The following is a 24,282-nucleotide window of genomic DNA, read 5'->3' on the forward strand; positions in this document are numbered from 1 at the left end:
GGCGATGGCGTTCTCAAGATCGCCATCGCCAGCAAGCCGGCTCCTACAGGGCGCGCGGCGCGATTTACTGCGGGCGCACGCGCAGGGTCAGGCCCTTGAGGAAGTTGCGCAGCAATTGATCGCCGCACGGGCGGTAGTTAGTGTGGCCGAACTTGCGGAACAGCGCGCTCAGCTCAGGCTTGGACACCGGGAACTCGGCGGCCTTGAGGATGGCGTGCATGTCGTCTTCCTTCAGTTCGAAGGCGACGCGCAACTTCTTCAGGATGATGTTGTTGGTCACCGGCACTTCGATCGGCTGCGGCGGACGGCTTTCGTCCTTGCCACGCTTGAAGATCACCAGGCCATCGAGGAAATGCGCCATGACTTCGTCCGGGCAGCGTACGAAACCTTCCTCGTCTTCTTCTTTCTTGTCGAGGTATGTCACCAGGTCTTCCAGAGTGACGTCCATGCCGCCGAGCTTGATGATCTCGATGACTTTCTTGTCGCTGATGTCGAGCATGTAGCGCACGCTGCGCAGTACGTCGTTATGAATCATGTGTGCAGTCCTGATATTTCGCTGTGGGCGCCGCATGAAGCTGCGGCGCCGAAATGTATGGCGGCGGGAAAAGCCTTAGAACTTCTCTTTGCCGGACAGGTAGCGCCATTGCCCCACGGGCACTTTGCCGATGGACACACCGCCGATGCGGATGCGGCGGATGGCGACGACCTTGAGGCCGACGGCCTGGCAGAACAGGGCGATCACGCCCGGTTGTGGGTTTTTCATGGCAAAGCGCAGACGGTTTTCGTTCTGCCAGCTGGCCTTGACCGGCGGCAGTTCCTTGCCCTTGTACGTCAGGCCGTGGTTCAGGCGGTTGAGGCCGTGAGCCACCATGTCGCCTTCGACCTCGACCACATATTCCTGCTCGATCTTGCTGGCATCGGCGGTGAGTTTGCGCAGAATCTTCCAGTCCTGGGTGAACACCAGCAGACCGCTGGCGTTGGCCTGCAGGTCGGCGCTGGCGGTCAGGCGCAGAAAGTGACCCTTGAGCGGACGTTTGCCGTAGCGGTGTTCTTCGCTCAGGGTCGCGGCGCTGAGGGTCGCCATGGCGCTGTCCGCGTCCATGCCCGCCGGGACGTTCATCAGGATGGTCACCGGCTCCGGCGCAGTGGCCTTGGCCTCTGGGTCGAGCTCGACTTTCTGGGTGTCGACCTTGAACTGCGGCTCGTCGATGACTTCACCGTCGACGGTGACCCAGCCGCCCTCGATGAACAGCTCAGCCTCCCGACGGGAGCAGCCGACGAGTTCGATGAGGCGTTTGGAGAGACGAATCGGGTCAGTCATGACAGGGCCGTAACAAAAAAGGGGTGGGCATTGTACCTGCCTGGCGCCGGTTAATCGCGGGTCCATTTGCCTCATGTGTTTTTAATGTGGGAGCGAGCAAGCCCGTTCCCACATGGCGCCATGGTGTGTCAGCCATTGCGCGCCAGTTGCTGGCCCTGGCGTAAACGCATGTGCAGCAACGGGTAAGGCTGGCCCATGCCGTCATGCTCCGAACGACCAATCACCTCGAAGCCCTGCTTGAAATAAAAACCCAGGGCCTGTGGGTTCTGCTCATTGACGTCCAGCTCATCGGCGTTCAGGTGTTCCAGGGCATAGCGCAGTAATTGCTTGCCCAGGCCTTGGCCACGGTGATCCGGATCGATGAACAGCATTTCGATCTTGCCCGCTGCCACGCCGGCGAACCCGGTGATGCGCTGGCGCGAGTCTTTGGTGCAGATCAGCATGACGGCGTCGAGGTAGCGGGTCAGGACCAGGTTCTTCAGCAGTTCGATGTAGCTGTCGGGCAGAAAGTCATGGGTAGCGCGCACCGAGGCTTCCCACACGCGGGTGAGTTCTTCGTAGTCGCTCTGTTTCGGTGTGTAAATGACCGAATGTTGGCGCATGGCCGCTTGCTCCTTCTGTTAAGAGCCGTTCCCGTAAGGCTGCGAGTTTTTTCTCCCACAAAACGATAGACGTAAAAAAGCCCCGCATCTCGTCAAGAGAGCAGGGCTTTTCGTATTTTTTGCGTTTAGATCTGTTCTGCCCACAGGTCGTATTCGTCGGCGTCAGTCACTTTGCACCAGACCTTGTCGCCCGGCTTCAGGTTGCTGCCGTTGTCGATGAACACGTTGCCGTCGATTTCCGGGGCATCGAAGAAGCAGCGGCCAACCGCGCCTTGCTCGTCGACTTCGTCCACCAGCACTTCGATCTCACGGCCGATGCGCATTTGCAGGCGTGCCGAGCTGATGGCCTGCTGGTGCGCCATGAAGCGATCCCAGCGGTCTTGCTTGACGTCGTCCGGAACGATCTCCAGGTCCAGATCGTTGGCCGGTGCGCCTTCGACCGGCGAGTACTGGAAGCAGCCGACGCGGTCCAGCTGGGCTTCGGTCAGCCAGTTCAACAGGTACTGGAAGTCTTCTTCGGTTTCGCCGGGGAAGCCGACGATGAAGGTCGAACGGATGATCAGGTCCGGGCAGATTTCGCGCCAGTTCTTGATGCGCGCCAGGGTCTTGTCTTCGAAGGCCGGGCGTTTCATGGCTTTGAGGACTTTCGGGCTGGCGTGCTGGAACGGGATGTCCAGGTACGGCAGGATTTTCCCGGCGGCCATCAGCGGGATCAGCTCGTCGACGTGCGGGTACGGATAAACGTAGTGCAGGCGAACCCAGACGCCGAGGGTGCTCAGGGCTTCGCAGAGTTCGGTCATGCGGGTTTTCACCGGCGCGCCGTTCCAGAAACCGGTGCGGTATTTCACGTCGACGCCATAGGCGCTGGTGTCCTGGGAAATCACCAGCAGCTCTTTGACGCCGGACTTGACCAGGCGCTGGGCCTCGTCGAGCACGTCACCGACCGGGCGGCTGACCAGTTTGCCGCGCATCGACGGGATGATGCAGAAGCTGCAGCTGTGGTTGCAGCCTTCGGAAATCTTCAGGTAGGCGTAGTGGCGCGGGGTCAGTTTGATCCCTTGCGGCGGCACCAGGTCGATCAGCGGGTTGTGATCCTGACGCGGCGGCACGACGTCGTGCACGGCGTTGACCACTTGCTCGTACTGCTGCGGACCGGTCACGGCCAGCACACTCGGGTGCACGTTACGGATATTGCCTTCTTCGACGCCCATGCAGCCGGTCACGATGACCTTGCCGTTTTCCTTGATGGCTTCGCCGATCACTTCCAGGGACTCAGCCTTGGCCGAGTCGATGAAGCCGCAGGTATTGACCACCACGACGTCGGCGTCCTGATAAGTGGACACAACGTCATAGCCTTCCATGCGCAGCTGGGTAAGGATGCGCTCGGAGTCGACCAGTGCTTTCGGGCAACCCAGGGATACGAAGCCAACCTTTGGATTGGCCGGCGCAGGAGTGGTGGACATGTCTAACCTCGGTATTTGTGACGCCTCCAGCCGATGACGGCAAGGCGACAGACGGGCGCTATGTTGCACCCTCTGGTCAAAAAGTGCGCAATTCTAACGATGGGCGGCGCACTTGACCAGCTTTATGCAGGGAAATACGACGAGTGCTGCGCTATGCTTCGCGCCTTTACGCTTTACCGATTTTTTACAGTCAATAAATCGTCTGTAACAACAAGTAAAACAGTGCATGCTGCACCACAAATCATAGTGCTTCTTTGAAGAAGCCCGGATCTGAGTAGTAGGAGTGATGGATGGGGCAGGCAAGTAGTCAGGCGATAGCCGGCGGACATTCGGCGGCGAAGCCGATCAGCATGCTGGTTGCGGCGGTCGGAGTGGTTTATGGCGACATCGGCACGAGCCCGTTGTACACCCTAAAAGAAGTGTTTTCCGGTGGCTATGGCGTGCCCGTCAACCATGACGGCGTGCTGGGCATTCTGGCGCTGATCTTCTGGTCGCTGATCTGGGTCGTGTCGATCAAATACATGATGTTCGTGCTGCGTGCCGACAACCAGGGCGAAGGCGGGATCATGGCCTTGACCGCGCTGGCACGACGAGCGGCGGGGGGGCATGCAAAATTGCGCACGCTGCTGGTGGTCTGCGGGCTGATCGGCACGGCGCTGTTCTACGGCGACAGCATGATCACCCCGGCGATTTCCGTTCTTTCGGCGATCGAAGGGCTGGGGCTGGCCTTCGAAGGCATCGACCATTGGGTGGTGCCGTTGTCGTTGATCGTGCTGGTGGCGCTGTTTCTGATCCAGCGTCATGGTACGGCCCGGATCGGCATTCTGTTCGGGCCGATCATGGTCACCTGGTTTCTGGTACTCGGCGCGCTGGGCGTGTACGGCATCAACCAACACCCGGAAGTGTTGCAGGCGATAAACCCGGTCTGGGGCGTACGCTTCTTCATGGACCATCCAGGCATGGGGATCACGATTCTTGGTGCCGTGGTGCTGGCGTTAACCGGTGCCGAGGCGCTGTACGCGGACATGGGCCACTTCGGGCGCAAGCCGATCGCTCGGGCCTGGTTCATCCTGGTGTTGCCCGCACTGGTGCTGAACTACTTCGGTCAGGGCGCATTGCTGCTCGGTGATCCGGAAGCGGCCCGCAACCCGTTCTATCTGCTGGCGCCAAGCTGGGCGCTGATCCCGTTGGTCGCGTTGTCGACCATGGCCACGGTGATTGCCTCGCAAGCGGTCATCTCCGGTGCATTCTCCCTGACCCGCCAGGCGATCCAGCTCGGCTACATTCCGCGCATGCGCATTCAGCACACCTCCAGTGCCGAACAAGGGCAGATTTATATCGGCGCGGTGAACTGGGCGCTAATGGTCGGCGTGATCCTGCTGGTACTGGGCTTCGAGTCCTCCGGCGCCCTGGCCTCGGCCTACGGCGTGGCGGTGACCGGGACCATGTTGATGACCACGATTCTGGTGTCGGCGGTGATGCTGCTGCTGTGGAAGTGGCCACCGGTTCTTGCGGTCCCGGTGTTGCTCGGCTTTCTGTTGGTGGACGGTCTGTACTTCGCCGCCAACGTGCCAAAAATCGTTCAGGGTGGCGCGTTCCCGGTGATCGCCGGTATCGCACTGTTCGTCCTGATGACCACCTGGAAACGCGGCAAGCAACTGCTGGTGGATCGCCTGGACGAAGGCGGGCTGCCGCTGCCGATCTTTATCAGCAGTATCCGTGTGCAACCGCCACATCGGGTCCAGGGCACCGCTGTGTTCCTTACCGCTCGCCCGGATGCCGTGCCCCACGCGCTGTTGCACAATCTGCTGCATAACCAGGTGCTGCACGAGCAAGTGGTGTTGCTGACAGTGGTGTACGAAGACATCCCGCGCGTCCCGCCGCAACGACGTTTCGAGGTCGATTCTTACGGCGAAGGCTTCTTCAGGGTCATCCTGCACTTCGGTTTCACCGACGAGCCGGACGTGCCGCAAGCACTGAAGCTGTGTCATCTCGATAACCTGGACTTCAGCCCGATGCGCACCACGTACTTCCTCAGCCGCGAGACAGTCATCGCCTCCAAGCTCGAAGGCATGGCCCGCTGGCGCGAGGCGTTGTTCGCCTTCATGCTGAAAAACGCCAATGGCAACCTGCGTTTCTTCAATCTGCCGCTGAACCGGGTGATTGAACTAGGTACCCAGGTCGAGATGTAAGCCCCCATGAAAAAGCCCCCGTTGCCATGAAGGTAGCGGGGGCTTTTTTGTGTCTGTGCCTTTACTTGCTTTCAGGCAATTCTTCTTCAGATTCGGTCTTTGTTCGGGCGGGTCGCGGTGTCAGCACCTTCACCACATCATCAATCACCGCCTTACTCATCGCCGTCAAATAATGCGCGGCCCAGGCGTGGCGGTCGGTGTCTTTTGCGTAGGCTGCATCCTCGGTAAATGATCTGGCGAGGAACAGCAGGTCGGAGGCTTGTGACAATGCATCAACGATGGGGACGCCGGCGCGGACGTTGAATAGCGCCTGATCCGAGCAGTAGATGAGAGGGGTGAAGCCGAGGGTTTTTAGTTCTGAAATCGCGGAAACATCAATTTTAGTCATAGTCAAAAATCCTAGTTGAGGAGCTGACTCATTCGTTTCCAAGCGAATGGGTGACAGCTGTACGCAGGTTGGAAACCGGGAACTAGGAAACCGGCACGCCCGAGGGCGTCCCACGCACAGCTGCCATAACTCATGATCACAAAAAACGCATGCAATCATGAAGGGGCGCTGTTGCGGCTAGTATCCGACGGGTTTCCAAGCCCGATCGCTGAATGGTCAGCGACGTCCGAGAGTATCCCGTCGAAGAAAAACGCAACAAGACGGCAAAGTGCCCAAAAAGAAAGATTCGGAGTTTGCCTACAAGGTCTGCGGGCGTCATCCGATATTGTGACACCTTCTGTAAACGAGACTAAACATGTCCCCATTTATCTGAGTTCAGCGCAGCCCCCTGTGGTGCGGTTAAATTGCGTGCTAATGAAAAAGCCCCCGCAACCATAAGGTGTCGGGGGCTTTTTTGTGTACGGGGACTCAGATCACTCCTGAGCCGCCGTCTCCTTCGCTTGACGCTTCACGATGGCATCCACCAATCGCTGCGCCAACGCCGGGTAGTTCTCGTCGAAGTGATGGCCGCCAGGCAGTTTCATCGCTTCGCCCACGGCGGTCTTGTCGGTGCAGCCGCTCTCGTCGACTTCTTCCTCTCCGTAGATGCACACCACTTTCGCCGGCGGCAGCTTGGCCATTTCCGGGCCGGTGGCGGCTTCTTTGCCGGCGTTGCCGAGCCAGCCTTCGACTTCGATCTCGAAGCTGCCGGTGCGGGCGAAGGCCAGCAGGATGATTGCGTCGACCCGCTGCTGTTCGGCTTCCGGCAGGCGGTTGTAGATGGCTGGCAGAACGTCGGCGCCGAATGAGTAGCCGGTCAGGATGAAGCGCTTGGTGCCCCATTTCTGCCGGTAGTGCTGCATCAGTTCGGTCAGGTCCAGGGCGCTTTGTTCCGGGCTCTTGTGCTGCCAGTAGTAGCGCAGGGTGTCGATGCCGACCACTGGGTAGCCGATCTTGGCCATCTCGCCGGCCACGTCGCGGTCCAGGTCGCGCCAGCCGCCGTCGCCGGAGAGGAATAGGGTCACGGTGTCCTTGGCTTGGCCGGCTGGCACTTCGACCACCGGAATCTGCAGGCCGCCAGCGGCTTTATCGCCACCGACGAGGGTTTTGCGCAGTTCGTTGTTCAGCACTTGCGGCAGGTTGATGTCGTAGTCGCTGATACTGGTTTCGGCGTTGGGCTGGTCACGCACGAAGCCGGCGCTGGTGTCGTCCGGGTTGTCGTTCCAGGCCACCAGCCAGTGACCGTGGGCGGCACTTTTTGGCAGCAGATGAGTGCAGCCAGGTTTTTCCAGGGCCAGGTCAACCGAAATGGCCTGGGCCTTGTCGTCCTTCTGCTCGGCCAGCCAGCGCCACGCCAGCACGGCGCCAGGGCCGATGCCGCTGACCAGGGTTGCCGGGCCTTTGAGCTCTCTGAGGCCTGCCTGCAGAGCGCGACTTTGCTGGATGCAGTCCTTGGGCAGGATCACCTGGACGATCTGCGCCGAGCCGCTGCGGCTCAGGGTCATCAATTGTTTATCGCTGAGCTTCTGCTCTTCATTGACCGCCACCAGCACCTGCGCGCGCGGCGTGGTGCCGGGGATGACGCGGGTCATCGCGGCGCCATCGGCTGGCGTCAGCAGTTCGAGGGTCGGTTCGGGTGCCGGGCGTTTCAGGTACCAGTAACCGCTACCGACAATCAGGGCCAGCACTACCAGTGTGGCCAGTACGTACCGCAGGGAGCGTTGAATCATCAGCGTTTCACCAATCCAGTCAAGCCGCCCGCAATCAGGGCGGCAGTGTCGGCCAGGGCCACCAGCGGATCGAGTCCGGCGGGCACGGCCATATAACGGGGTTCCCAGTCAGGCTGGAACTTGTCTTTGAAGCGGCGCAAACCTTGGAAGTTATACAGCTGCTCACCACGGCGGAACACCATCGAGCCCAAGCGCTGGGTCAGTGGTGCGCCGCGCCGGGGTTGCAACCCCGACAATGGCACCATGCCCAGGCTGAAGCGCGCGTATCCATGATTTTTATAATGTTGAATCAGGCCGACCATCATGAATTCCATGGTCAGCTTAGGGGCGTCGGGGTGTGCGCGCATCAGGTCGAGGCTGGCCAGTTCATGACCGTAGGTCTCGAGCAGGTTGGCGAACGCCACCGGGCGCCCTTCGAAACGAATCACCGCGACACGGAAGTGCTTGAGGTAGTCATCGCTGAAACGCCCAAGCGAGAAGCCTTTCTCGCGCACATTCTTGCCGGTCAGCCAGGCATCGGAAATCACCTTGAGCTCGTCCATCGGCGCTTGCCCCGGCTCATGGATCTCCAGCGAAAGGCCGTCACGGGTGCCACGGTTCCAGGTGTAGCGCAGGTCCTTCATCTCTTTGCCTTTGGCTTCGAGATCGAAACGCTTGAGGTCGACCCGGGCTTCTTCGCCGAGCTTGATCGCGGTCAGGCCGATGTCCATGTAGTACGGCAGGTTCTCGGCACGCACTTGATAAAACACAGGGCGAGCGTGATGGATATCGCACAGGTCACGGAACTGCCAGATCATTTCCGCCCGTTGCTGGGTCGGGCCGATCGGGTCATACAGCGCTACCAGGCTGCGGCCACGGCGGGCGTACATCAGGAACGCTTCGTCGTTGGGGTGAAACAGCAGCGCCTTGTCACCGGTCAGGGCCAGGCCGCCATCCGGTTGGGAGGAGGCCATGAGGATATTAGCCGCGCGCTCCAGTTCATCGGAGGTTGGCAGGTGGATTATCGGACGCGCGGTACGCAGCAGCCACGTCAGGGACACCACCACCAGCAGCACCGCGGCACCCAGCAACGAACGCAAACCTCGCGGGGCGTCGGCGTCGAGGGTGAACTGCCACCAGAGTTGATGGCTGTACGGAACGTCCTGATAGGCGAACAGCAGCAACCAGATCGATGCGCCGAGTACGCAAAGACTCGACACCAGATACAGCGGCGAAAACGGCAGCTCGGTCAGGCGGCTGGGACGGTAAAACGAACGCCGGAAAACCCCCAGCAAACTTGCTGTCAGGGTCATCAGGCTGGCTTCTTCCCAATCGAAGCCTTTGAGCAGAGAGAGCACGGCGCCGACCAACAACAGAATGGTGGTCAGCATCCACGCGGCCGACAGGCGGCGACGCAAGCCCTGAGCCAGCAGCAGGCAGAGCACGCCCACCAGGCTGGCGCCGAAGTGCGAGGCGTCGACCAGTCGATGCGGGATCAGAAAGCCGATGTGTTCAAGGCGCGTATCGATCTCCGGCGTTACGCCAGAGAACAGCAACACCACGCCGGACAGGAACACCAGCACCGCCAGAATCGGCGCGGCCAGGCCTGAGGCGGCGCGTAGCGTCTGGCGTGTCTGAAACAGGCGCTGGCCTTCGTTGATCAGCAGCAGTACGCAAGCCACCAGCAGCGGCAAGATCACGTAGATCAGGCGGTAGAGCAGCAGGGCGGCAGCCAGTGGCGCGGCACCGAGCTTGTCGGCGAAGGCCGCCAGCAAAATCGCTTCGAACACCCCGACACCGCCGGGTACATGACTGAGCACGCCAGCGGCCAGGGCCAATAGATAGACCAGCAGGAACGCACCGAAGGGTGGTGCTTCGGGCAGCAACAGATAGAGCACTGTCGCGGCGGCGGCCACGTCCAGGGCGGTGATGACCAGTTGCAGGAAGGTCAGGCGGCGGCCCGGCAGGCGCAAGGTGCGGCGGCCGACCTTGACCAGCAGGTTGTCCGGGTAAGGCTGTTCCGGCAAACGACGGCGGTAGATACCGATCGCCAGTACCGTGGCGAGCAGCAGCACGGCCCCTGCAATCGCACCCAGCAACGTCTCGGAGAAACCCAGGGCCAGCGAGGCGGCGGGCAGGTTGCTGAGGGTGGCGAGGGCGGCCAGGGGCGGGAGGGCGCAGCCGAGCGAGAGGCTGGCAAACAGCGTCATGTGCGCGACTTCCGAAGCCCCCACGCCATGCCGTGCATATAGACGGTAGCGAACCGAGCCCCCCGACAGCAGCGACAGACCGATGGCATTGCCGATGGCGAAGGCGGTGAAGCCCCCCAGCGCCACGACTCGCGGCGCCAGTGTCACGCCGGCATAACGGCTGGCCGACCATTCGTAACCCAGCAGAATGATGAAGCCGACGACGGTCGCGCCTAACGCTCCCAGCAAGGCCGGTCTCGGCACTTCCAGGATCGAGTCGTGCAGCGCGTACAGATCGAGTTCGCTCAGCAGGTGACGACAGGCAATCAGCGCGATGGCGAACAGCAGCAAAGTGACCGCCAGACCGATGGGTTGACGGTATTTGCTGATTCGATCCAGCAAGCGCAGACGCTCAGCTTTGATCGGTTGTGTCGCTGTGACGGTGTCTTGTGGATCAGACGAGTTGGCGCGCATCAATCACCTCTTGGATTGTGCGCGACAGGATGGGGGTATCCAGCCAAGTTACCAATCCCTGTAGAAAAAAATAATCACAAATATTAACGCGTCTCACCGGGTATCGGCGATGGCGCATCACCAGTCGTCGAGGGTTTTCCTTGCGGTTCAGCCTAGGTCTGAACTCACAGTCTGGCGACCCTGAACGGCTCACTGCACAGTGACAGATCATTGTTGCGAAAGGACTTTTTCAACAGATACAAAAAAGGCCACTCTTTCGAGTAGCCTTTTTTGATGTTTGGTTGCGGGAGCCGGATTTGAACCGACGACCTTCGGGTTATGAGCCCGACGAGCTACCAGACTGCTCCATCCCGCGTCTGTGTGGCGGCATTCTACAGGCGAACGCCGTAGTGTCAACCGTTAATCCAAGTATGGGTCAAATAAACCAGAATCAGCGCTGAACGGTCGCCGAGGAACGCTAAGTTTCGGAATCAGAAGGATTTCTCGTTTCTGCTCGGTAAAGCATGAAACGCTGATTTTTTATAAAACAGGCACGCACAAAAAAGGCCACTCTTTCGAGTGGCCTTTTTCGATGTTTGGTTGCGGGAGCCGGATTTGAACCGACGACCTTCGGGTTATGAGCCCGACGAGCTACCAGACTGCTCCATCCCGCGTCTGTGTGTCGGCATTCTACAGAGGATCGCCGGGCTGTCAACCTTCAATCTCGGTAAAATCTGTTCCTGTTCAATCGCTTAGGTGAAAACAGAGGGTGTGGATCGGGCTGAAACGCAGGCAGGGCAAGGCTTTTGGCTCTATCGGTAGGTGGCTTTCGATTGAGAAAATAAATTCCTCCGGTACTTTTCCTACCGCTTGAAAAGAAGATTCAGACTACTGGTGCTATATACAGGTGTCAGTGAGATACTGCCGGTACGACACGCCGATACTTCATTTCTTCGCCATGAACACCGCTTTTATATGACGCAGCGAAAAATCATCCACGTCGATTGTGATTGCTTCTATGCCGCCATCGAGATGCGTGACGACCCGCGCCTGGCCGGTAAGCCTTTGGCGGTGGGCGGCTCGGCGGATCGGCGTGGGGTGATTGCTACCTGTAACTATGAAGCGCGGGCGTATGGCGTGCGCTCGGCCATGTCTTCCGGACATGCCTTGAAACTGTGTCCGGACCTGACCATCGTCAAGCCGCGCATGGAGGCCTATAGAGAAGCGTCGAAGGAAATACATACGATCTTTCGCGATTATACCGACCTGATCGAGCCGCTTTCCCTGGACGAGGCTTACCTCGACGTGTCGGAGAGTGCGCATTTTGGTGGCAGCGCCACGCGAATCGCCCAGGATATTCGTCGCCGGGTGTCCAATCAGTTGCACATCACCGTGTCGGCCGGTGTGGCGCCGAACAAGTTTCTTGCCAAGATCGCCAGCGACTGGAAGAAGCCCAATGGCCTATTTGTGATCACGCCTGATCAGGTGGACGACTTTGTCAGCGGCTTGCCGGTGAGCAAACTGCATGGTGTTGGCAAAGTGACCGCTGACAAACTGGGCAAGCTCGGCATCATCGATTGCGCGCAATTACGCGAGTGGAACAAATTGGCGCTGGTGCGTGAATTCGGCAGCTTCGGCGAGCGACTCTGGAGCCTGGCCCGTGGGATCGATGAGCGGTTGGTGCACAACGACAGTCGTCGGCAGTCGATCAGCGTTGAAAACACCTATGACGTGGACCTGCCGGATCTGGTGAGTTGTCTGGATAAATTGCCGGAGCTGCTGGAGTCCCTGAATGGCCGAATGGCGCGGATCGACAGCAGCTATCGCCCGGGCAAACCGTTCGTCAAAGTGAAATTCCACGATTTTACCCAGACTACGTTGGAGCAGGCCGGGGCAGGGCGGGATCTGGGGAGTTATCAGCTGTTGTTGACCCAGGCCTTCAATCGCGGCGGGAAACCGGTGCGGTTGTTGGGGATTGGGGTGAGGCTGGAGGATTTGCGGGGCGGGTTCGAACAGTTGGAGTTGTTTGAGCGGTGAGATTTTAAAATCAAAAGATCGCAGCCTTCGGCAGCTCCTACAGGGTGTACTCCATCCAATGTAGGAGCCGTCGAAGGCTGCGATCTTTTAATAGGCCTTAATTCGGCCCCGGATCCGCCACCAGTCGCCCGGCATCCTTGGTCAGTGACTTGAGAAACTCAGCCTGCAACTCGGGATCGTTGCGGGTCAGTTCGATCAGGCTCTGTTCCAATTCGCTGGCTTCTTCTTCCAGGCCCAGTTCCGACAGGCGCTTGACCCGGTGCACCCACTGGCTCACCTCGTCGTCTTCGAGATCGTCGTAAATCAGCCCATGGGCTTCGAGCAGCTTGCCGCGCAAGTTGTTACTGATCGCCAGTGACGAGTCGGTGTGCACATCGTCCTTGTTGTCCTCGACACTGATCTGCAGCTTGCCCAGATGATTGAGGTCATGTTCGGCGAACGGGCTGTCCAGCAGGTTCAGGCGCAACACACCGTTGCGGTCGGTGCTCAGCTCGAACGTGTCCTTGCCGGCCTTGACCTGCACCGGACGCTCGCTCCAGGGCAGACTCGAGTATTCCGTGCGCTTGTCACGCTGGACTTCGTCGATGCCCGCCAGGTTCTGCTGCGCGCGACCGTGAGACTGCACGTTCATGAACGGGTTGAGCCCGGCAAAACCATAGCTGAGCCAATCCTTCGTCACGCTGTCCGGCAGATTACCGAGGGCGAACACGTTGACCACGTTCGCACCGATGCCGGCCACTACGGCCACCGCCCCCAGCGGGATCTCATAGATCTCCCTCCAGGGTTGGTAAGGCGTGTAGCGGTCATAGTGGCGTGTGACTTCGAACTCGGTGACTTCGAAGGTCTTCTGCTCGTGGATTTTCACCCGGCGTTGCGGCAGCTCCAGCACTTTGGGCTCGCCGACATCGATCTGCAGGCTGTGATCGAGCAACTTACGCTCGACCCGCTCCTCGTGCTCGCTGCGTTGTGACATGTGATTGGCACAGCCGCTGACCAGCAGGGTGCCGCACAGGGCGGCACCACCGAGGCCTAAGGTGTTTCGCTTGAACATGACGTCTCTATCTGGTGTCAGCGGCGGATACGGGCCTGGAGGAAAGACAGCACGTCAGCAACCGGCAGCGCTTGCGCCTCGGCTTCGGTACGGCTCTTGTATTCCAGATTGCCGTCGGCGAGGCCGCGGTCACTGACCACGATCCGGTGTGGAATGCCGATCAGCTCCATGTCCGCGAACTTGATGCCCGGGCTGGTTTTCTTGTCGCGGTCGTCCAGCAGCACGTCGAAGCCGGCGGCAGTCAGTTCTGCGTAGAGCTTGTCGGTGGCTTCGCGAACCTGTTCGGTTTCGTAGCGCAGCGGTACCAGAGCAATCTGGAACGGGGCCAGAGCGTCGCTCCAGATGATCCCGTTCTCGTCGTTGTTCTGTTCGATGGCGGCAGCTACTACGCGGGATACACCAATGCCGTAGCAGCCCATTTCCAGGGTGACCGGTTTGCCGTTCTCGCCCAGCACTTCGCACTTCATCGCTTTGCTGTACTTGTTGCCCAGCTGGAAGATGTGCCCGACTTCGATGCCGCGCTTGATTTCCAACGTGCCTTTGCCGTCAGGGCTTGGGTCGCCGGAGACAACGTTGCGCAGGTCGGCAACGGTCGGAACCGGCAGATCGCGCTCCCAGTTCACGCCGAAGTAGTGCTTGTCGTCGATGTTGGCACCGATGCCGAAGTCGCTCATCAGCTCGACGGAACGGTCGATGATGATCGGCAGCGGCAGGTTCAGCGGGCCGAGGGAACCGGCGCCGGCGCCAATGGCGTCGCGCAGTTCGGCCTCGGAAGCCATGACCAGTGGGCTGGCAACGCCAGGCTGGTTGGCGGCCTTGATTTCGTTCAGTTCGTGGTCGCCACGGATGATCAGGGCAATCAGCTTGCCTTTCTCTTCAGCGTGCACCACCAGGGTCTTGATGGTTTTTTCGATCGGCAGGTTGAAGCCTTCGACCAGTTGCGCAATGGTCTTGGCGTTCGGCGTGTCGACCAGACGCAGCTCTTCGGCAGGCAGTGGACGAGAGGTTTCCCGCGGTACGGCTTCGGCTTTCTCGATGTTCGCGGCGTAGTCGGAACCGTTGCTGAAGACGATGTCGTCTTCGCCGGACTCGGCCAGTACGTGGAACTCGTGGGAACCGGCGCCACCGATGGAGCCGTTGTCGGCTTCAACCGGACGGAATTTCAGGCCCAGGCGGGTGAACACGTTGCAGTACGCCTGGTGCATGCGGTCGTAGGTGACCTGCAGCGATGCCTGGTCGGCGTGGAACGAATAGGCGTCCTTCATGATGAATTCGCGGCCACGCATCAAACCGAAGCGTGGGCGGATTTCGTCACGGAACTTGGTCTGGATCTGATACAGGTTGATCGGCAGCTGTTTGTAGCTGCTCAACTCGTTGCGCATCAGGTCGGTGATGACCTCTTCGTGAGTCGGGCCGGCGCAGAAGTCGCGACCGTGGCGATCCTTGAAACGCAGCAATTCAGGGCCGTATTCTTCCCAGCGACCCGATTCCTGCCACAGCTCAGCCGGTTGAGTGCTCGGCATCAACACTTCGAGAGAACCGGCGGCGTTCATTTCTTCACGCACGATGGCTTCGACCTTGCGCATCACTCGCAAGCCCATCGGCAGCCAGGTGTACAGGCCCGAGGCGAGTTTGCGGATCATGCCGGCGCGCAGCATCAGCTGATGGCTGATGACGACCGCGTCGGAAGGCGTTTCTTTCTGTGTGGCGAGCAAAAATTGACTGGTGCGCATGGTTGGCCGTTGTCGGTTGCTGATAACGAGAAGTAATGGGGCATTGTACGGGCGAGATCTGCTGGCGTACAGGCGTGCGGCCGGCTGTGTGGCTGGAGGGCGAGAATCTGCTCGCCCTCTGCGTCCTGTATCAAAGAGGCTGCGATTCTTCCGTGACCGGGGTCTGAGCCGGTTCAGGTGTCGGGGTCGGACCGGCACGGCGGTTTTCCTGGAACCAGTGCAAGGCGATCAACAGCAGCGTCGGAACGCCCAGCAGGGCAGTGATCAGGAAGAAGTTGTGGTAGCCGAATTTTTCCACCATGACCCCTGAATAGCCGCCGATCAGGCGAGGCAACAAGAGCATGATCGAGCTGAGCAGGGCGTACTGGGTCGCGGAGAATTTGAGGTTGGTCAGGCTCGACAGGTAAGCGACGAACGCCGAAGTCGCCAGGCCCGAGCTGAAGTTGTCCAGGGAAATGGTGACGATCAGCATCCGCAGATTGGCGCCCATGTCCGTGAGCATCAGGAACAGCAGGTTAGTGGCCGCCGATGCGGCACCGCCGATGAACAGAATGGGCAGAATGCCGAAGCGCACGATGAGCAGGCCGCCCATACCGGCGCCGACCAATGTCATGATCAGGCCGAAAATCTTGCTGACACTGGCAATCTGATCCTTGGTGAACCCTTGGTCGATGTAGAACACGTTGGCCATCACGCCCATGACCGTATCGGACATCCGGTAGGTGGCGATCAGCCCAAGCAGCAGCAGGGCTTGCCAGCGGTAACGCAGAATGAAGTCGTTGACCGGCGTCAGCACCGGCGCCAGGCCACGGCGGCCCATGGCCGACAAGCACAGGGCGGTGAGCGTGGTATAGAGGATTGCCCGCAGGAATGCGCGGTCTTCGAGCAACAGGTCGAGCAGGCTGACGCCGTTGAATAGCACGCTGGCGAAGTCGGTGTTGTAGAACTGGGTGAACATGGCCGGTACGGACACCAGCAGTACGATCAGCACGAACACCGACGCCAGCTGGTGCACGAAGCTGTAGCGTCCGGCCTGAAGCTGAGTGCGCAGTGGCACCGGCGGTTCGCGCATGAAGAAGGAGGTCAGCAGCGCCGGGATCATCAAGATGCCGAACAGCAGATAGGTGCCAGTCCACGCCGCATGTTTGTAGTTGAAACCGGTGGAGCCGAAGCCTTCGGCAAAAAACAGCGCGCCCGCCGTTGCCAGCAGGGCCGCGACCCGATAACCGGCCATGTAGCTGGCCGCCAGTGCAGCCTGGCGGGTATCGTCGACGATTTCCAGGCGATAGGCGTCGATGGCAATGTCTTGCGTTGCCGAAGCAAAGGCGACTACCACAGCGATGGCGATCAGCCAGGACAGGTGTTTTTGCGGGTCGCAGAAACCCATGCCGATCAGGCCGAGGATCACCAGTGCCTGGGCCAGCACCAGCCAGGAGCGTCGTCGGCCCAGCTTGCCGAGCAGGGGTAGGCGCCACTGGTCGAGCAGCGGGGACCAGACCCATTTAAAGGCGTAGGCCAGGCCGATCAGGCTTGCATAGCCGATGGTTTCGCGGGCAACACCGGCCTCGCGCAGCCAGACTGAAAGCGTCGAAAACACCAGCATGTAGGGCAGGCCGGCGGCGAAACCAAGCAGCAACAGCACGAGCGTCGAGGGGCTGGCATAGGCGGCGAGCGCGGCGCGCCAGGTTTTACGGGGCATGGGCTGGAGTCTGCCTCAAGAATTACGGAAACAAAGCGCGCACTCTAACCGCTGTGCTCTACCGGGCGCCAGCCATGGCGCTGAATATCAACACGATTGTTCAGAACACTGATGCCTTCCATGCGCAATCGGGCCCGCTGTTCATCCCCTGAAGGGCTGCCTGCAGGCAGGCTGATCCGACCGCCGGCACCCAGCACGCGATGCCAGGGCAATTTAGTGTCACCGGGCAGTTGGCTCAATGTTCGCCCGACCCAGCGGGCGGCGCGACCCAGTCCCGCCAGTTCGGCGAGCTGACCGTAACTCACGACTTTGCCCTCGGGCACTTGTGCCAGGGTCAGGTAGAGCGCCGTGCGTCGGATTTGCGCTGCGCTTTCGGTTTCAGCGGTTGAGTCGGTCACGTCCGGGTTCCTGAAAAAAATACGCATTGACCGTCTGTAGGGTAAATCCTGGATTGTCAGTTGAGAAATGAACTCAATAGAAATAGCCGGGTCAGTCCTTGCCAGGGCCTTATTTCCAAGAATAATGCCGATTTTTTTTCGCAAAGTTGAGCTTTTGATTCGCTTATGTTGCCCAGAACCTTACTGTGCCTCGCTGTCGTCAGTGCATCCACTCCCTTGCTCGCCGATACGGTCTGGTTGAAGAACGGTGACAAGCTGAGCGGCAAGATTACGCTCTTCGATGGCGGCAAGCTGTTGATCCAGACCCCGTATGCCGGTGCGGTTCCGATTGACTGGAAAGAGGTCAAAACCCTGGAAAGCGATCAGCAAATGTTGGTCAAACAGGATGCTTACACTGGCGAGAAGGCCAAGTCGCTGCATGCGGCGGAGGACGGCAAGGTCATCCTGGCCAACGGCGATGGCCCCAAGACTGTGGAGTTGGCCAGCATTCAGCAGATGCTCAAGCCCAAGCCGGTGGTCGAGGATTTGGTGTGGAAGGGTAATGTCGACATGGCCCTGGATTATCGGCGGGCCGAAAAAGATACCGATGATTATGATGTCGGCTTCAAAACCAGCGCGCGTCATGGTCGGTGGCGTCATACGGCGGAAGGTGAGTACAACCGCGAGTTCCAGGATAGCGTCGTTACCACTGATAACTGGCGTGCCGAGTATTCTCTGGACCGATTCCTTACCGATAAGTGGTTCTGGCAAGGTCGTTTGAATTACAAGCGCGACAAGGTCGAAGAGCTGTCCCGGCAGCGCACCATCGGTACCGGCCCCGGTTATCAGTTCTGGGATGACGAACTGGGCGCCTTCTCCCTAGGGTCGCTCTTGAATAACACCGACTATGAGTATTCCAATGGCCGCAAGGAAAATTTCTATTCCTTGGCGATGAAGTGGGACTACAACCGTTATCTGGTCGGCAAGAAGGTTGAGTTCTTCACCAAGGGTGAGGTGGGTAAGCCTTTGTCGGGTGTCGCGGATTACGCCCTCGATGCCGAGGTCGGTCTGCGCTACAAAGTCACTGATTGGGCATCGCTGAATCTGAAGGCTGAGAGAGACATTATCAGCGGCAGCGATGAGGCTGACCTGAGCAAGACCCGATATACCGCAGGGTTTGGCGTGGCCTGGTAACACGCTGGAAGATCAAAAGATCGCAGTCTTCGGCAGCTCCACACTTGTGGGTGCCGCCGAAGGGTGCGATTTTTTGTTGCCTCACAAAACACACAGGCACAAAAAAGCCCCGCTTTTAAGGGCGGGGCCTTTTACTAAAGCAAGTACAAGTTAGATAACTTGAACTTCTTCAGCTTGCATGCCTTTCTGACCGCGGGTAGCGATGAAAGAAACCTGTTGGCCTTCTTTCAGGCTTTTGAAGCCGTCGGATTGGATAGCTTTGAAGTGAACGAACAGGTCGTCACCGGATTGTGGAGTGATGAAGCCGAAGCCTTTTTCATCGTTGAACCACTTAACGGTACCGGTTTGGCGATTAGACATGGTGTAACTCCTTGAACAAAGATAACTGCGACTCAGGAAGAACCCTGGCCGAGACTGAGTGCAAAGAGCAGGAAAAATTCTTGTAGATGGTTGGATCGAAATTCAACATATCGTGTAGAGATTCTCAGTGACACAAGCAGCACAGTGGCGCCACCTTAACCCTTTTTCCGGAACGTGCCAATGGTTCTTGCGAAGGTTTCTCTTTTTTAATGACTGACGGTTAATAACATGGCGGTGAGGCCCCGGAATTCACGGGGGAACGGCGAGAATTGTCTCCCAGACTTTGAACCCGGAGCGCCTGCCCGGTAAGATGCCGGACAGAATTTTTCCGCCTCGCTATTCAGGACACCCGCCATGAGCATCAAATCGGACAAGTGGATTCGCCGCATGGCGCAAGAGCACGGCATGATCGAGCCTTTCGTGGAACGTCAGGTGCGCGGCAGTGACGACAGTCGTGTGATCTCCTATGGTGTGTCGAGCTACGGCTACGATGTGCGTTGCACCAATCATTTCAAGGTGTTCACCAACATCAATTCGGCCATCGTCGATCCGAAAAACTTCGACGCTGGCAGCTTCGTCGACATCCACAGCGACGTGTGCATCATCCCACCAAACTCTTTCGCCCTGGCCAGTACCGTCGAATACTTCCGCATTCCGCGCAACGTATTGACCATCTGTCTGGGCAAGAGCACCTACGCCCGCTGCGGCATCATCGTCAACGTGACTCCGCTCGAGCCCGAGTGGGAAGGCCATGTGACCCTGGAGTTCTCGAACACCACCAACCTGCCGGCGAAGATCTACGCCAACGAAGGCGTGGCGCAGATGCTGTTCCTCGAGTCCGACGAGGAATGTGAAGTGTCCTACAAGGACCGTGGCGGCAAGTATCAGGGGCAGCGTGGCGTGACCTTGCCGCGTACCTGAGTCAACCGTCTGACAAACCGTTGGAATTCCTGGGCGGGCGTACACTCTATGGGGTGTACCGCTCCGATTCGCGCAAGGCGGATCGGGCCATCGCTCAGGAGTGCTTCATGAAGATCGATCCGCGAATAAGTGCCGAACTGGCAAGGCTCGAGCCCAATCAGGTTGGTGTGCTGGCCTGGTCCTTGTTGGCGCATCCGCCAGTCAGCATGGCAGGGGGCATCCCCCATCAGCCTGATCCCGACACCCCCAATGAAGATCCGACAGAACCCGGAGAGCCCACCCTGCCGGATGAGCCACCTCCCGCACCTGTGGTCTGATACCCGCTTTTGTGGGCGCGAGCATCGCTCGCTCCCACGGGAAGGTGGCGTTTTACTTGAGGTTGCCGCTCAAGAACTGCTTCAACCGCTCACTCTTCGGATTGCCCAGCACGTCTTCCGGCGCGCCTTCTTCTTCCACCAGCCCCTGATGCAGGAACAGCACCTGGCTCGACACTTTGCGGGCGAAGCTCATTTCATGGGTGACCATGATCATGGTCCGGCCTTCCTCGGCCAGGCCCTGAATTACCTTGAGCACTTCGCCCACCAGTTCCGGGTCGAGTGCTGAGGTTGGTTCGTCGAACAGCATGACTTCAGGTTCCATGGCCAGCGCACGGGCAATGGCCACCCGTTGTTGCTGACCGCCCGACAGGAACGCCGGGTACTGATCCGCCACACGCGGCGCCAGGCCAACCTTGTCGAGGTAACGTCGGGCGCGGTCCTCGGCTTCTGCCTTGGTGCAACCGAGCACCCGCCGCGGGGCCATGGTGATGTTTTCCAGCACCGTCATGTGGCTCCACAGGTTGAAGTGCTGGAACACCATGGCCAGGCGGGTGCGGATCCGTTGCAGCTCATCGGGGTCGGCCACATGGATGCCGTGACGGTCCTTGGCCATGCGGATGTTCCGGCCGTCCATGCTCATGGTGCCGTCGTTGGGTTGCTCTAGAAAGTTGATGCAGCGCAAAAAGGTGCTTTTGCCCGAGCCGCTGGCGCCGATCAGGCTGATAACGTCGCCGGTTTTGGCCTTGAGCGAAACGCCTTTGAGCACCTGATGATCGCCATAGCTTTTATGCAGGCCTTCGATGGTCAGTTTGTACATGGGGCATGCATCCTCAAGGCGAAAGTAGATAGCCGCTGCGATAGGCTTCGGTGCCCGCGACGTGGGCGATTACCATGCCGGCAGTGGCCATGCGCCGCAGCGAACGGGCGTACATCAGCCCGGCGACGGTGCAATGAACAGGGGTGACGCGATCATTGATCGGGTCGATGACTTCGGCGATCAGCTGCCCGGCCTCCAGGTATTCCCCGGGCAGGACCGTAAACACCAGCAGTCCGCCCACGGGTGTCGCGACCGGTTCGACGCCGGCCAGCGGCGTGGCCGGGTAGGGCAGTTCCGGTAAGGGCGCCGGCTCACCGGCAATCGCGCCGAAGTGAATCAGATAATCGATAAGCGCTTGGCAGTCGAGGCTGGCCAACGGGTGATTAACGTCGCCCTGACCGCGCAATTCGACGGTGACCGAAAAGCTGCCCAGCGGAATATCGAAATGCTCGCCGAAGCGTTCTTTCAACTGCCACCAGAGCAGGGTGAAGCATTCATCGAATGACTGGCCACCAGAGTCGGTGGCCAACAGGCTGGCTTCGGCACCGATGTAACGCGCCAGCGGCTCGACCTGAGGCCAGGCTTCGGGCGTGGTGTAGAGGTGTGCCACGGCTTCGAAATCGCAATGCAGGTCCAGCACCATGTCCGCATCGCAAGCCAGTCGTTGCAGGGTCAGGCGTTGGGATTGCAGTTGCGTGCTGGCGGTATGGCGCGCCAATACGTCGCGCAGGCTGCTGCGGATCAGTTCGAGGTTGCGTTGTGGATTGTCGCCCAGCAAGCCTTCGATCTCGTTGCCGACTTCTTCACTCAAGTCGACGAACCAGCGATTGAAGTTCTGCCCGCTTTCCAGCTCGTAACGGCCCAATGGAACGTCCATCAACACTTGTTCCAGGCCGACCGGGTTGGCCACGGGCACCAGCACGATTTCGCTGCGCAGCCGGCCGGCGGCTTCCAGCTCCGCCAGACGCTGTTTGAGGTGCCAGGCCACCAGCATGCCGGGCAGTTCATCGGCGTGCAGGGAGGACTGGATGTAGATCTTGCCTTTGGCCGCCTGGGGGCCGAAGTGAAAGCTGTGGATCTGTCGCACGGTCCCCGGCAGTGGGGCCAGCAGGTCATGAATCTGGTGGCGCATGTACGAATTGTCCTAGTGAGTCGGCCCGAGGAAGGCCAGCCATCGGCGTTCGGCGAGGCGGAACAGGCCGACCAGCGCAAAGGTAACGGTCAGGTAGATCAGCGCGGCGATGCCGAACGACTGGAAGGTCAGGAAGGTCGCCGAGTTGGCGTCGCGCGCGACTTTCAGGACATCCGGGATGGTCGCGGTGAACGCCACGGTGGTCGAGTGCAGCATCAGGATCACTTCGTTGCTGTAGTAAGGCAGCGAGCGACGCAGCGCCGACGGCATGATCACGTAGGTGTACAGCTTCCAGCCGGTCAGCCCGTAGGCTTTGGCCGCTTCGACTTCACCGTGGTTCATGCTGCGAATCGCCCCGGCGAAGATTTCCGTGGTGTAGGCACAGGTGTTCAGGGCAAAAGCCAGGATCGTGCAGTTCATCGCATCGCGAAAGAACGCATCAAGGACGGGCTGCGCGCGCACGGCCGCCAGACTGTAGATGCCGGTGTAACAGATCAGCAGCTGAATATAGAGCGGCGTACCCCGAAACAGATAGGTGTAGAACTGCACCGGCCAGCGCAGGTAGAGCTTGGGGGAAACCCGGGCGATGGACAGCGGGATCGACACCAGAAAGCCGATGAAGATCGACGCACTGAGCAGCCACATGGTCATGGCCAGGCCGGTGATGTTGTAGCCGTCGGTATAAAGGAAGGGTTTCCAGTATTCCTGCAAGAGTTCGATCATCGTACGGCCTCCCGGGCACCGGCGGCGTAGCGGCGTTCGAGCCAGCGCAGGACGACGTTGGAGGCACTGGTGATCAGCAAGTAGATCAATGCGGCCAGCACCAGGAAATAGAACAGTTGATAGGTGCTTTTACCGGCGTCCTGCGCCGCCTTGACCAGGTCGGCCAAGCCGATGATCGAGACCAGCGCGGTGGCCTTGAGCATCACCATCCAGTTGTTGCCGATGCCCGGCAGGGCGAAGCGCATCATTTGCGGGAACACCACGAAACGGAAACGCTGGCCACGTTTGAGGCCATAGGCGGTGGCGGCTTCGACCTGGCCCCGTGGCACGGCGAGGATCGCCCCGCGGAACGTTTCGGTGAAGTACGCGCCATAAATGAAGCCCAGGGTGATGACCCCGGCGCTGAACGGGTTGATCTCGATGTATTCCCATTCCATGAGGTCGGTTAACGAGGTCAGCCAGGTTTGCAGGCTGTAGAAGATCAGCAGCATCAGCACCAGGTCTGGTACCCCGCGAATCAGCGTGGTGTAGATCTGCGCCGGCACGCGCAGCAGTTTGACTTTTGACAGCTTGGCACTGGCGCCCAGCAGGCCGAGCAACACGGCCACCAACAGCGACAACACCGATAATTTGATGGTCATCCAAGTGCCTTCCAACAGCAACGGACCGAAGCCCTGAAGGCTGAAGGCTGAGAGCCCCAGGTTTTGTAATAGGTTTTCAAACATAAATCAGCAACCTGATCGGGTGAAAAAAGCGCCCATCGCGAGATGGGCGCCGGGCATTACTTGCCGCTGTACAGATTCAGATCGCCAAAGTGTTTCTTCTGAATGGTGGCGTAGGTGCCATCGTCGTGTAACGCTTTGATACCTTTGTCCAGAAGTGCCTTGAGGTCTTTGTTACCTTTCGAGATACCGACAGCAGTTTTGGCTGGCAGCAATTCGCTGTCGACAGGCTTGCTGACTTCGTAATCGGCGCCTTTTGGCGACTTCAGGAAGCCCAGTTCGGCTTGCAGCATGTCCTGGATCGCGGCGTCGAGACGACCGGAAGTCAGGTCGGAATACACCTGATCCTGGTTGGCGTAGGCCTGGGTTTTCACGCCGGCCTTGTCCAGCACGGCTTTGGCATAGGCTTCCTGAATGGTGCCTTGCTCGTAACCGACGGTTTTACCCTTCAGCGTGGCGACGTCAGTGGTGAGGCCGGAGCCCTTCTTGAACACGTAGGCGGTAGGGCCGGAGAACAGCTCACTGGAGAAGTCGATGACTTTTTCGCGAGCCGGCGTGACGGTCATCGAAGAGATCACACCGTCGAATTTATTGGCCTTGAGGCCTGGAATCATGCCGTCGAAATCGCTTTCGACCCATTTGCACTTGACCTTCAGCTCGGCGCAGATTGCATTGCCCAGGTCGATGTCGAAGCCCACCAGGCTGCCGTCGGCTGCCTTGGATTCGAACGGCGCATAGGAAGGGTCAACACCAAAACGCAATTCTTTGTATTCCTTTGCCAGCGCGGAGCCGGCAGCCATGCACAACGCCAGTGCAGAAAGGGTCAGCAATGCTTTTTTCATT

Annotated in this window: 22 protein-coding genes and 2 tRNA genes; 5 read left to right on the plus strand and 19 right to left on the minus strand. The window is 59.4% G+C overall.

Annotated features, from left to right (window positions below; all coding sequences use genetic code 11):
- Positions 1-64 precede the first annotated feature (64 nt).
- The 4 genes from AC07VO_RS21260 to rimO form a co-directional block, all read right to left on the minus strand.
- A complete protein-coding gene (locus tag AC07VO_RS21260; RefSeq protein ID WP_018926949.1) occupies positions 65-535 on the minus strand; it encodes a YehS family protein in 471 nt (156 codons plus the stop codon).
- 75 nt (positions 536-610) lie between these two features.
- The gene (locus AC07VO_RS21265; protein WP_019647851.1) at positions 611-1,321 is read right to left on the minus strand and encodes an rRNA pseudouridine synthase; all 711 of its coding nucleotides are present in this window, start codon (positions 1,319-1,321) and stop codon (positions 611-613) included.
- Between the two features lie 128 nt (positions 1,322-1,449).
- The gene (locus AC07VO_RS21270; protein WP_018926947.1) at positions 1,450-1,923 is read right to left on the minus strand and encodes a GNAT family N-acetyltransferase; all 474 of its coding nucleotides are present in this window, start codon (positions 1,921-1,923) and stop codon (positions 1,450-1,452) included.
- Between the two features lie 125 nt (positions 1,924-2,048).
- Entirely contained in the window at positions 2,049-3,386 is a 1,338-nt protein-coding gene (gene rimO / locus AC07VO_RS21275) for a 30S ribosomal protein S12 methylthiotransferase RimO (protein WP_018926946.1), read from the minus strand.
- A gap of 290 nt (positions 3,387-3,676) precedes the next feature.
- Between rimO and AC07VO_RS21280 the strand changes: the two genes are divergently transcribed.
- Positions 3,677-5,578 (plus strand): potassium transporter Kup, encoded by a 1,902-nt coding sequence (locus AC07VO_RS21280; protein WP_018926945.1) that lies wholly within the window; start codon positions 3,677-3,679, stop codon positions 5,576-5,578.
- 61 nt (positions 5,579-5,639) lie between these two features.
- On the opposite strand, the gene AC07VO_RS21285 is transcribed toward AC07VO_RS21280, so the two are convergent.
- From AC07VO_RS21285 to AC07VO_RS21305, 5 genes are all read right to left on the minus strand, one after another.
- Positions 5,640-5,966, minus strand: coding sequence for a DUF3077 domain-containing protein (locus AC07VO_RS21285; RefSeq protein WP_086944782.1), 327 nt, complete (start codon positions 5,964-5,966; stop codon positions 5,640-5,642).
- A gap of 473 nt (positions 5,967-6,439) precedes the next feature.
- The gene (locus AC07VO_RS21290) at positions 6,440-7,735 is read right to left on the minus strand and encodes a virulence factor family protein (protein ID WP_064619969.1); all 1,296 of its coding nucleotides are present in this window, start codon (positions 7,733-7,735) and stop codon (positions 6,440-6,442) included.
- The gene (gene mprF, locus AC07VO_RS21295; protein ID WP_018926943.1) at positions 7,735-10,377 is read right to left on the minus strand and encodes a bifunctional lysylphosphatidylglycerol flippase/synthetase MprF; all 2,643 of its coding nucleotides are present in this window, start codon (positions 10,375-10,377) and stop codon (positions 7,735-7,737) included. The genes AC07VO_RS21290 and mprF overlap by 1 nt, the downstream gene beginning before the upstream one ends.
- Positions 10,378-10,655: 278 nt before the next feature.
- Positions 10,656-10,732 (minus strand) — tRNA-Met (locus tag AC07VO_RS21300).
- A gap of 221 nt (positions 10,733-10,953) precedes the next feature.
- Positions 10,954-11,030: transfer RNA gene (locus AC07VO_RS21305), tRNA-Met, on the minus strand.
- 301 nt (positions 11,031-11,331) lie between these two features.
- Between AC07VO_RS21305 and dinB the strand changes: the two genes are divergently transcribed.
- Complete coding sequence (gene dinB / locus AC07VO_RS21310) at positions 11,332-12,393, plus strand: DNA polymerase IV (RefSeq protein WP_018926942.1); 1,062 nt, start codon at positions 11,332-11,334, stop codon at positions 12,391-12,393.
- A 97-nt stretch (positions 12,394-12,490) separates the two neighbouring features.
- Here the strand turns inward: dinB and AC07VO_RS21315 are convergent, their stop codons facing one another.
- The 4 genes from AC07VO_RS21315 to AC07VO_RS21330 all read right to left on the minus strand — a co-directional run bounded on the left by AC07VO_RS21315 (position 12,491) and on the right by AC07VO_RS21330 (position 17,301).
- A complete protein-coding gene (locus AC07VO_RS21315; protein WP_018926941.1) occupies positions 12,491-13,444 on the minus strand; it encodes a hypothetical protein in 954 nt (317 codons plus the stop codon).
- 17 nt (positions 13,445-13,461) lie between these two features.
- Positions 13,462-15,177, minus strand: a complete 1,716-nt coding sequence (locus AC07VO_RS21320; protein ID WP_018926940.1) for a proline--tRNA ligase — start codon at positions 15,175-15,177, stop codon at positions 13,462-13,464.
- Positions 15,178-15,307: 130 nt separating this feature from the next.
- Entirely contained in the window at positions 15,308-16,876 is a 1,569-nt protein-coding gene (locus tag AC07VO_RS21325) for an AmpG family muropeptide MFS transporter (protein WP_018926939.1), read from the minus strand.
- Positions 16,877-16,920: 44 nt separating this feature from the next.
- Positions 16,921-17,301, minus strand: coding sequence for an MGMT family protein (locus AC07VO_RS21330; RefSeq protein ID WP_219731186.1), 381 nt, complete (start codon positions 17,299-17,301; stop codon positions 16,921-16,923).
- A 138-nt stretch (positions 17,302-17,439) separates the two neighbouring features.
- Here AC07VO_RS21330 and AC07VO_RS21335 point away from each other — a divergent pair, with 138 nt between their 5' ends.
- Positions 17,440-18,447: a DUF481 domain-containing protein gene (locus tag AC07VO_RS21335; protein WP_018926937.1), complete on the plus strand. Its 1,008-nt coding sequence runs from the start codon at positions 17,440-17,442 to the stop codon at positions 18,445-18,447.
- Between the two features lie 150 nt (positions 18,448-18,597).
- Here AC07VO_RS21335 and AC07VO_RS21340 read toward each other — a convergent pair whose 3' ends face one another.
- Positions 18,598-18,807: a cold-shock protein gene (locus AC07VO_RS21340; protein WP_002554837.1), complete on the minus strand. Its 210-nt coding sequence runs from the start codon at positions 18,805-18,807 to the stop codon at positions 18,598-18,600.
- Between the two features lie 354 nt (positions 18,808-19,161).
- Between AC07VO_RS21340 and dcd the strand changes: the two genes are divergently transcribed.
- Complete coding sequence (dcd, locus tag AC07VO_RS21345) at positions 19,162-19,728, plus strand: dCTP deaminase (RefSeq protein ID WP_007904652.1); 567 nt, start codon at positions 19,162-19,164, stop codon at positions 19,726-19,728.
- Positions 19,729-19,835: 107 nt separating this feature from the next.
- On the plus strand, positions 19,836-20,045 hold the full coding sequence (locus AC07VO_RS21350) for a hypothetical protein (RefSeq protein ID WP_019580966.1): 210 nt from the start codon (positions 19,836-19,838) through the stop codon (positions 20,043-20,045).
- A gap of 52 nt (positions 20,046-20,097) precedes the next feature.
- On the opposite strand, the gene AC07VO_RS21355 is transcribed toward AC07VO_RS21350, so the two are convergent.
- The 5 genes from AC07VO_RS21355 to AC07VO_RS21375 are packed head-to-tail and all read right to left on the minus strand — an operon-like array spanning position 20,098 to position 24,281.
- On the minus strand, positions 20,098-20,862 hold the full coding sequence (locus AC07VO_RS21355; protein ID WP_086944783.1) for an ABC transporter ATP-binding protein: 765 nt from the start codon (positions 20,860-20,862) through the stop codon (positions 20,098-20,100).
- 13 nt (positions 20,863-20,875) lie between these two features.
- Positions 20,876-21,994, minus strand: a complete 1,119-nt coding sequence (locus AC07VO_RS21360) for a succinylglutamate desuccinylase/aspartoacylase family protein (protein WP_064619966.1) — start codon at positions 21,992-21,994, stop codon at positions 20,876-20,878.
- Positions 21,995-22,006: 12 nt separating this feature from the next.
- The gene (locus AC07VO_RS21365; protein WP_018926932.1) at positions 22,007-22,717 is read right to left on the minus strand and encodes an ABC transporter permease; all 711 of its coding nucleotides are present in this window, start codon (positions 22,715-22,717) and stop codon (positions 22,007-22,009) included.
- A complete protein-coding gene (locus AC07VO_RS21370; RefSeq protein WP_018926931.1) occupies positions 22,714-23,442 on the minus strand; it encodes an ABC transporter permease in 729 nt (242 codons plus the stop codon). Before AC07VO_RS21370 ends, AC07VO_RS21365 begins: the two co-directional genes overlap by 4 nt.
- Positions 23,443-23,498: 56 nt before the next feature.
- Positions 23,499-24,281 (minus strand): transporter substrate-binding domain-containing protein, encoded by a 783-nt coding sequence (locus AC07VO_RS21375; RefSeq protein WP_018926930.1) that lies wholly within the window; start codon positions 24,279-24,281, stop codon positions 23,499-23,501.
- Between the last annotated feature and the right edge of the window lies 1 nt (position 24,282).

The sequence above is a fragment of the Pseudomonas sp. GW821-FHT03E01 genome (assembly GCF_059420765.1).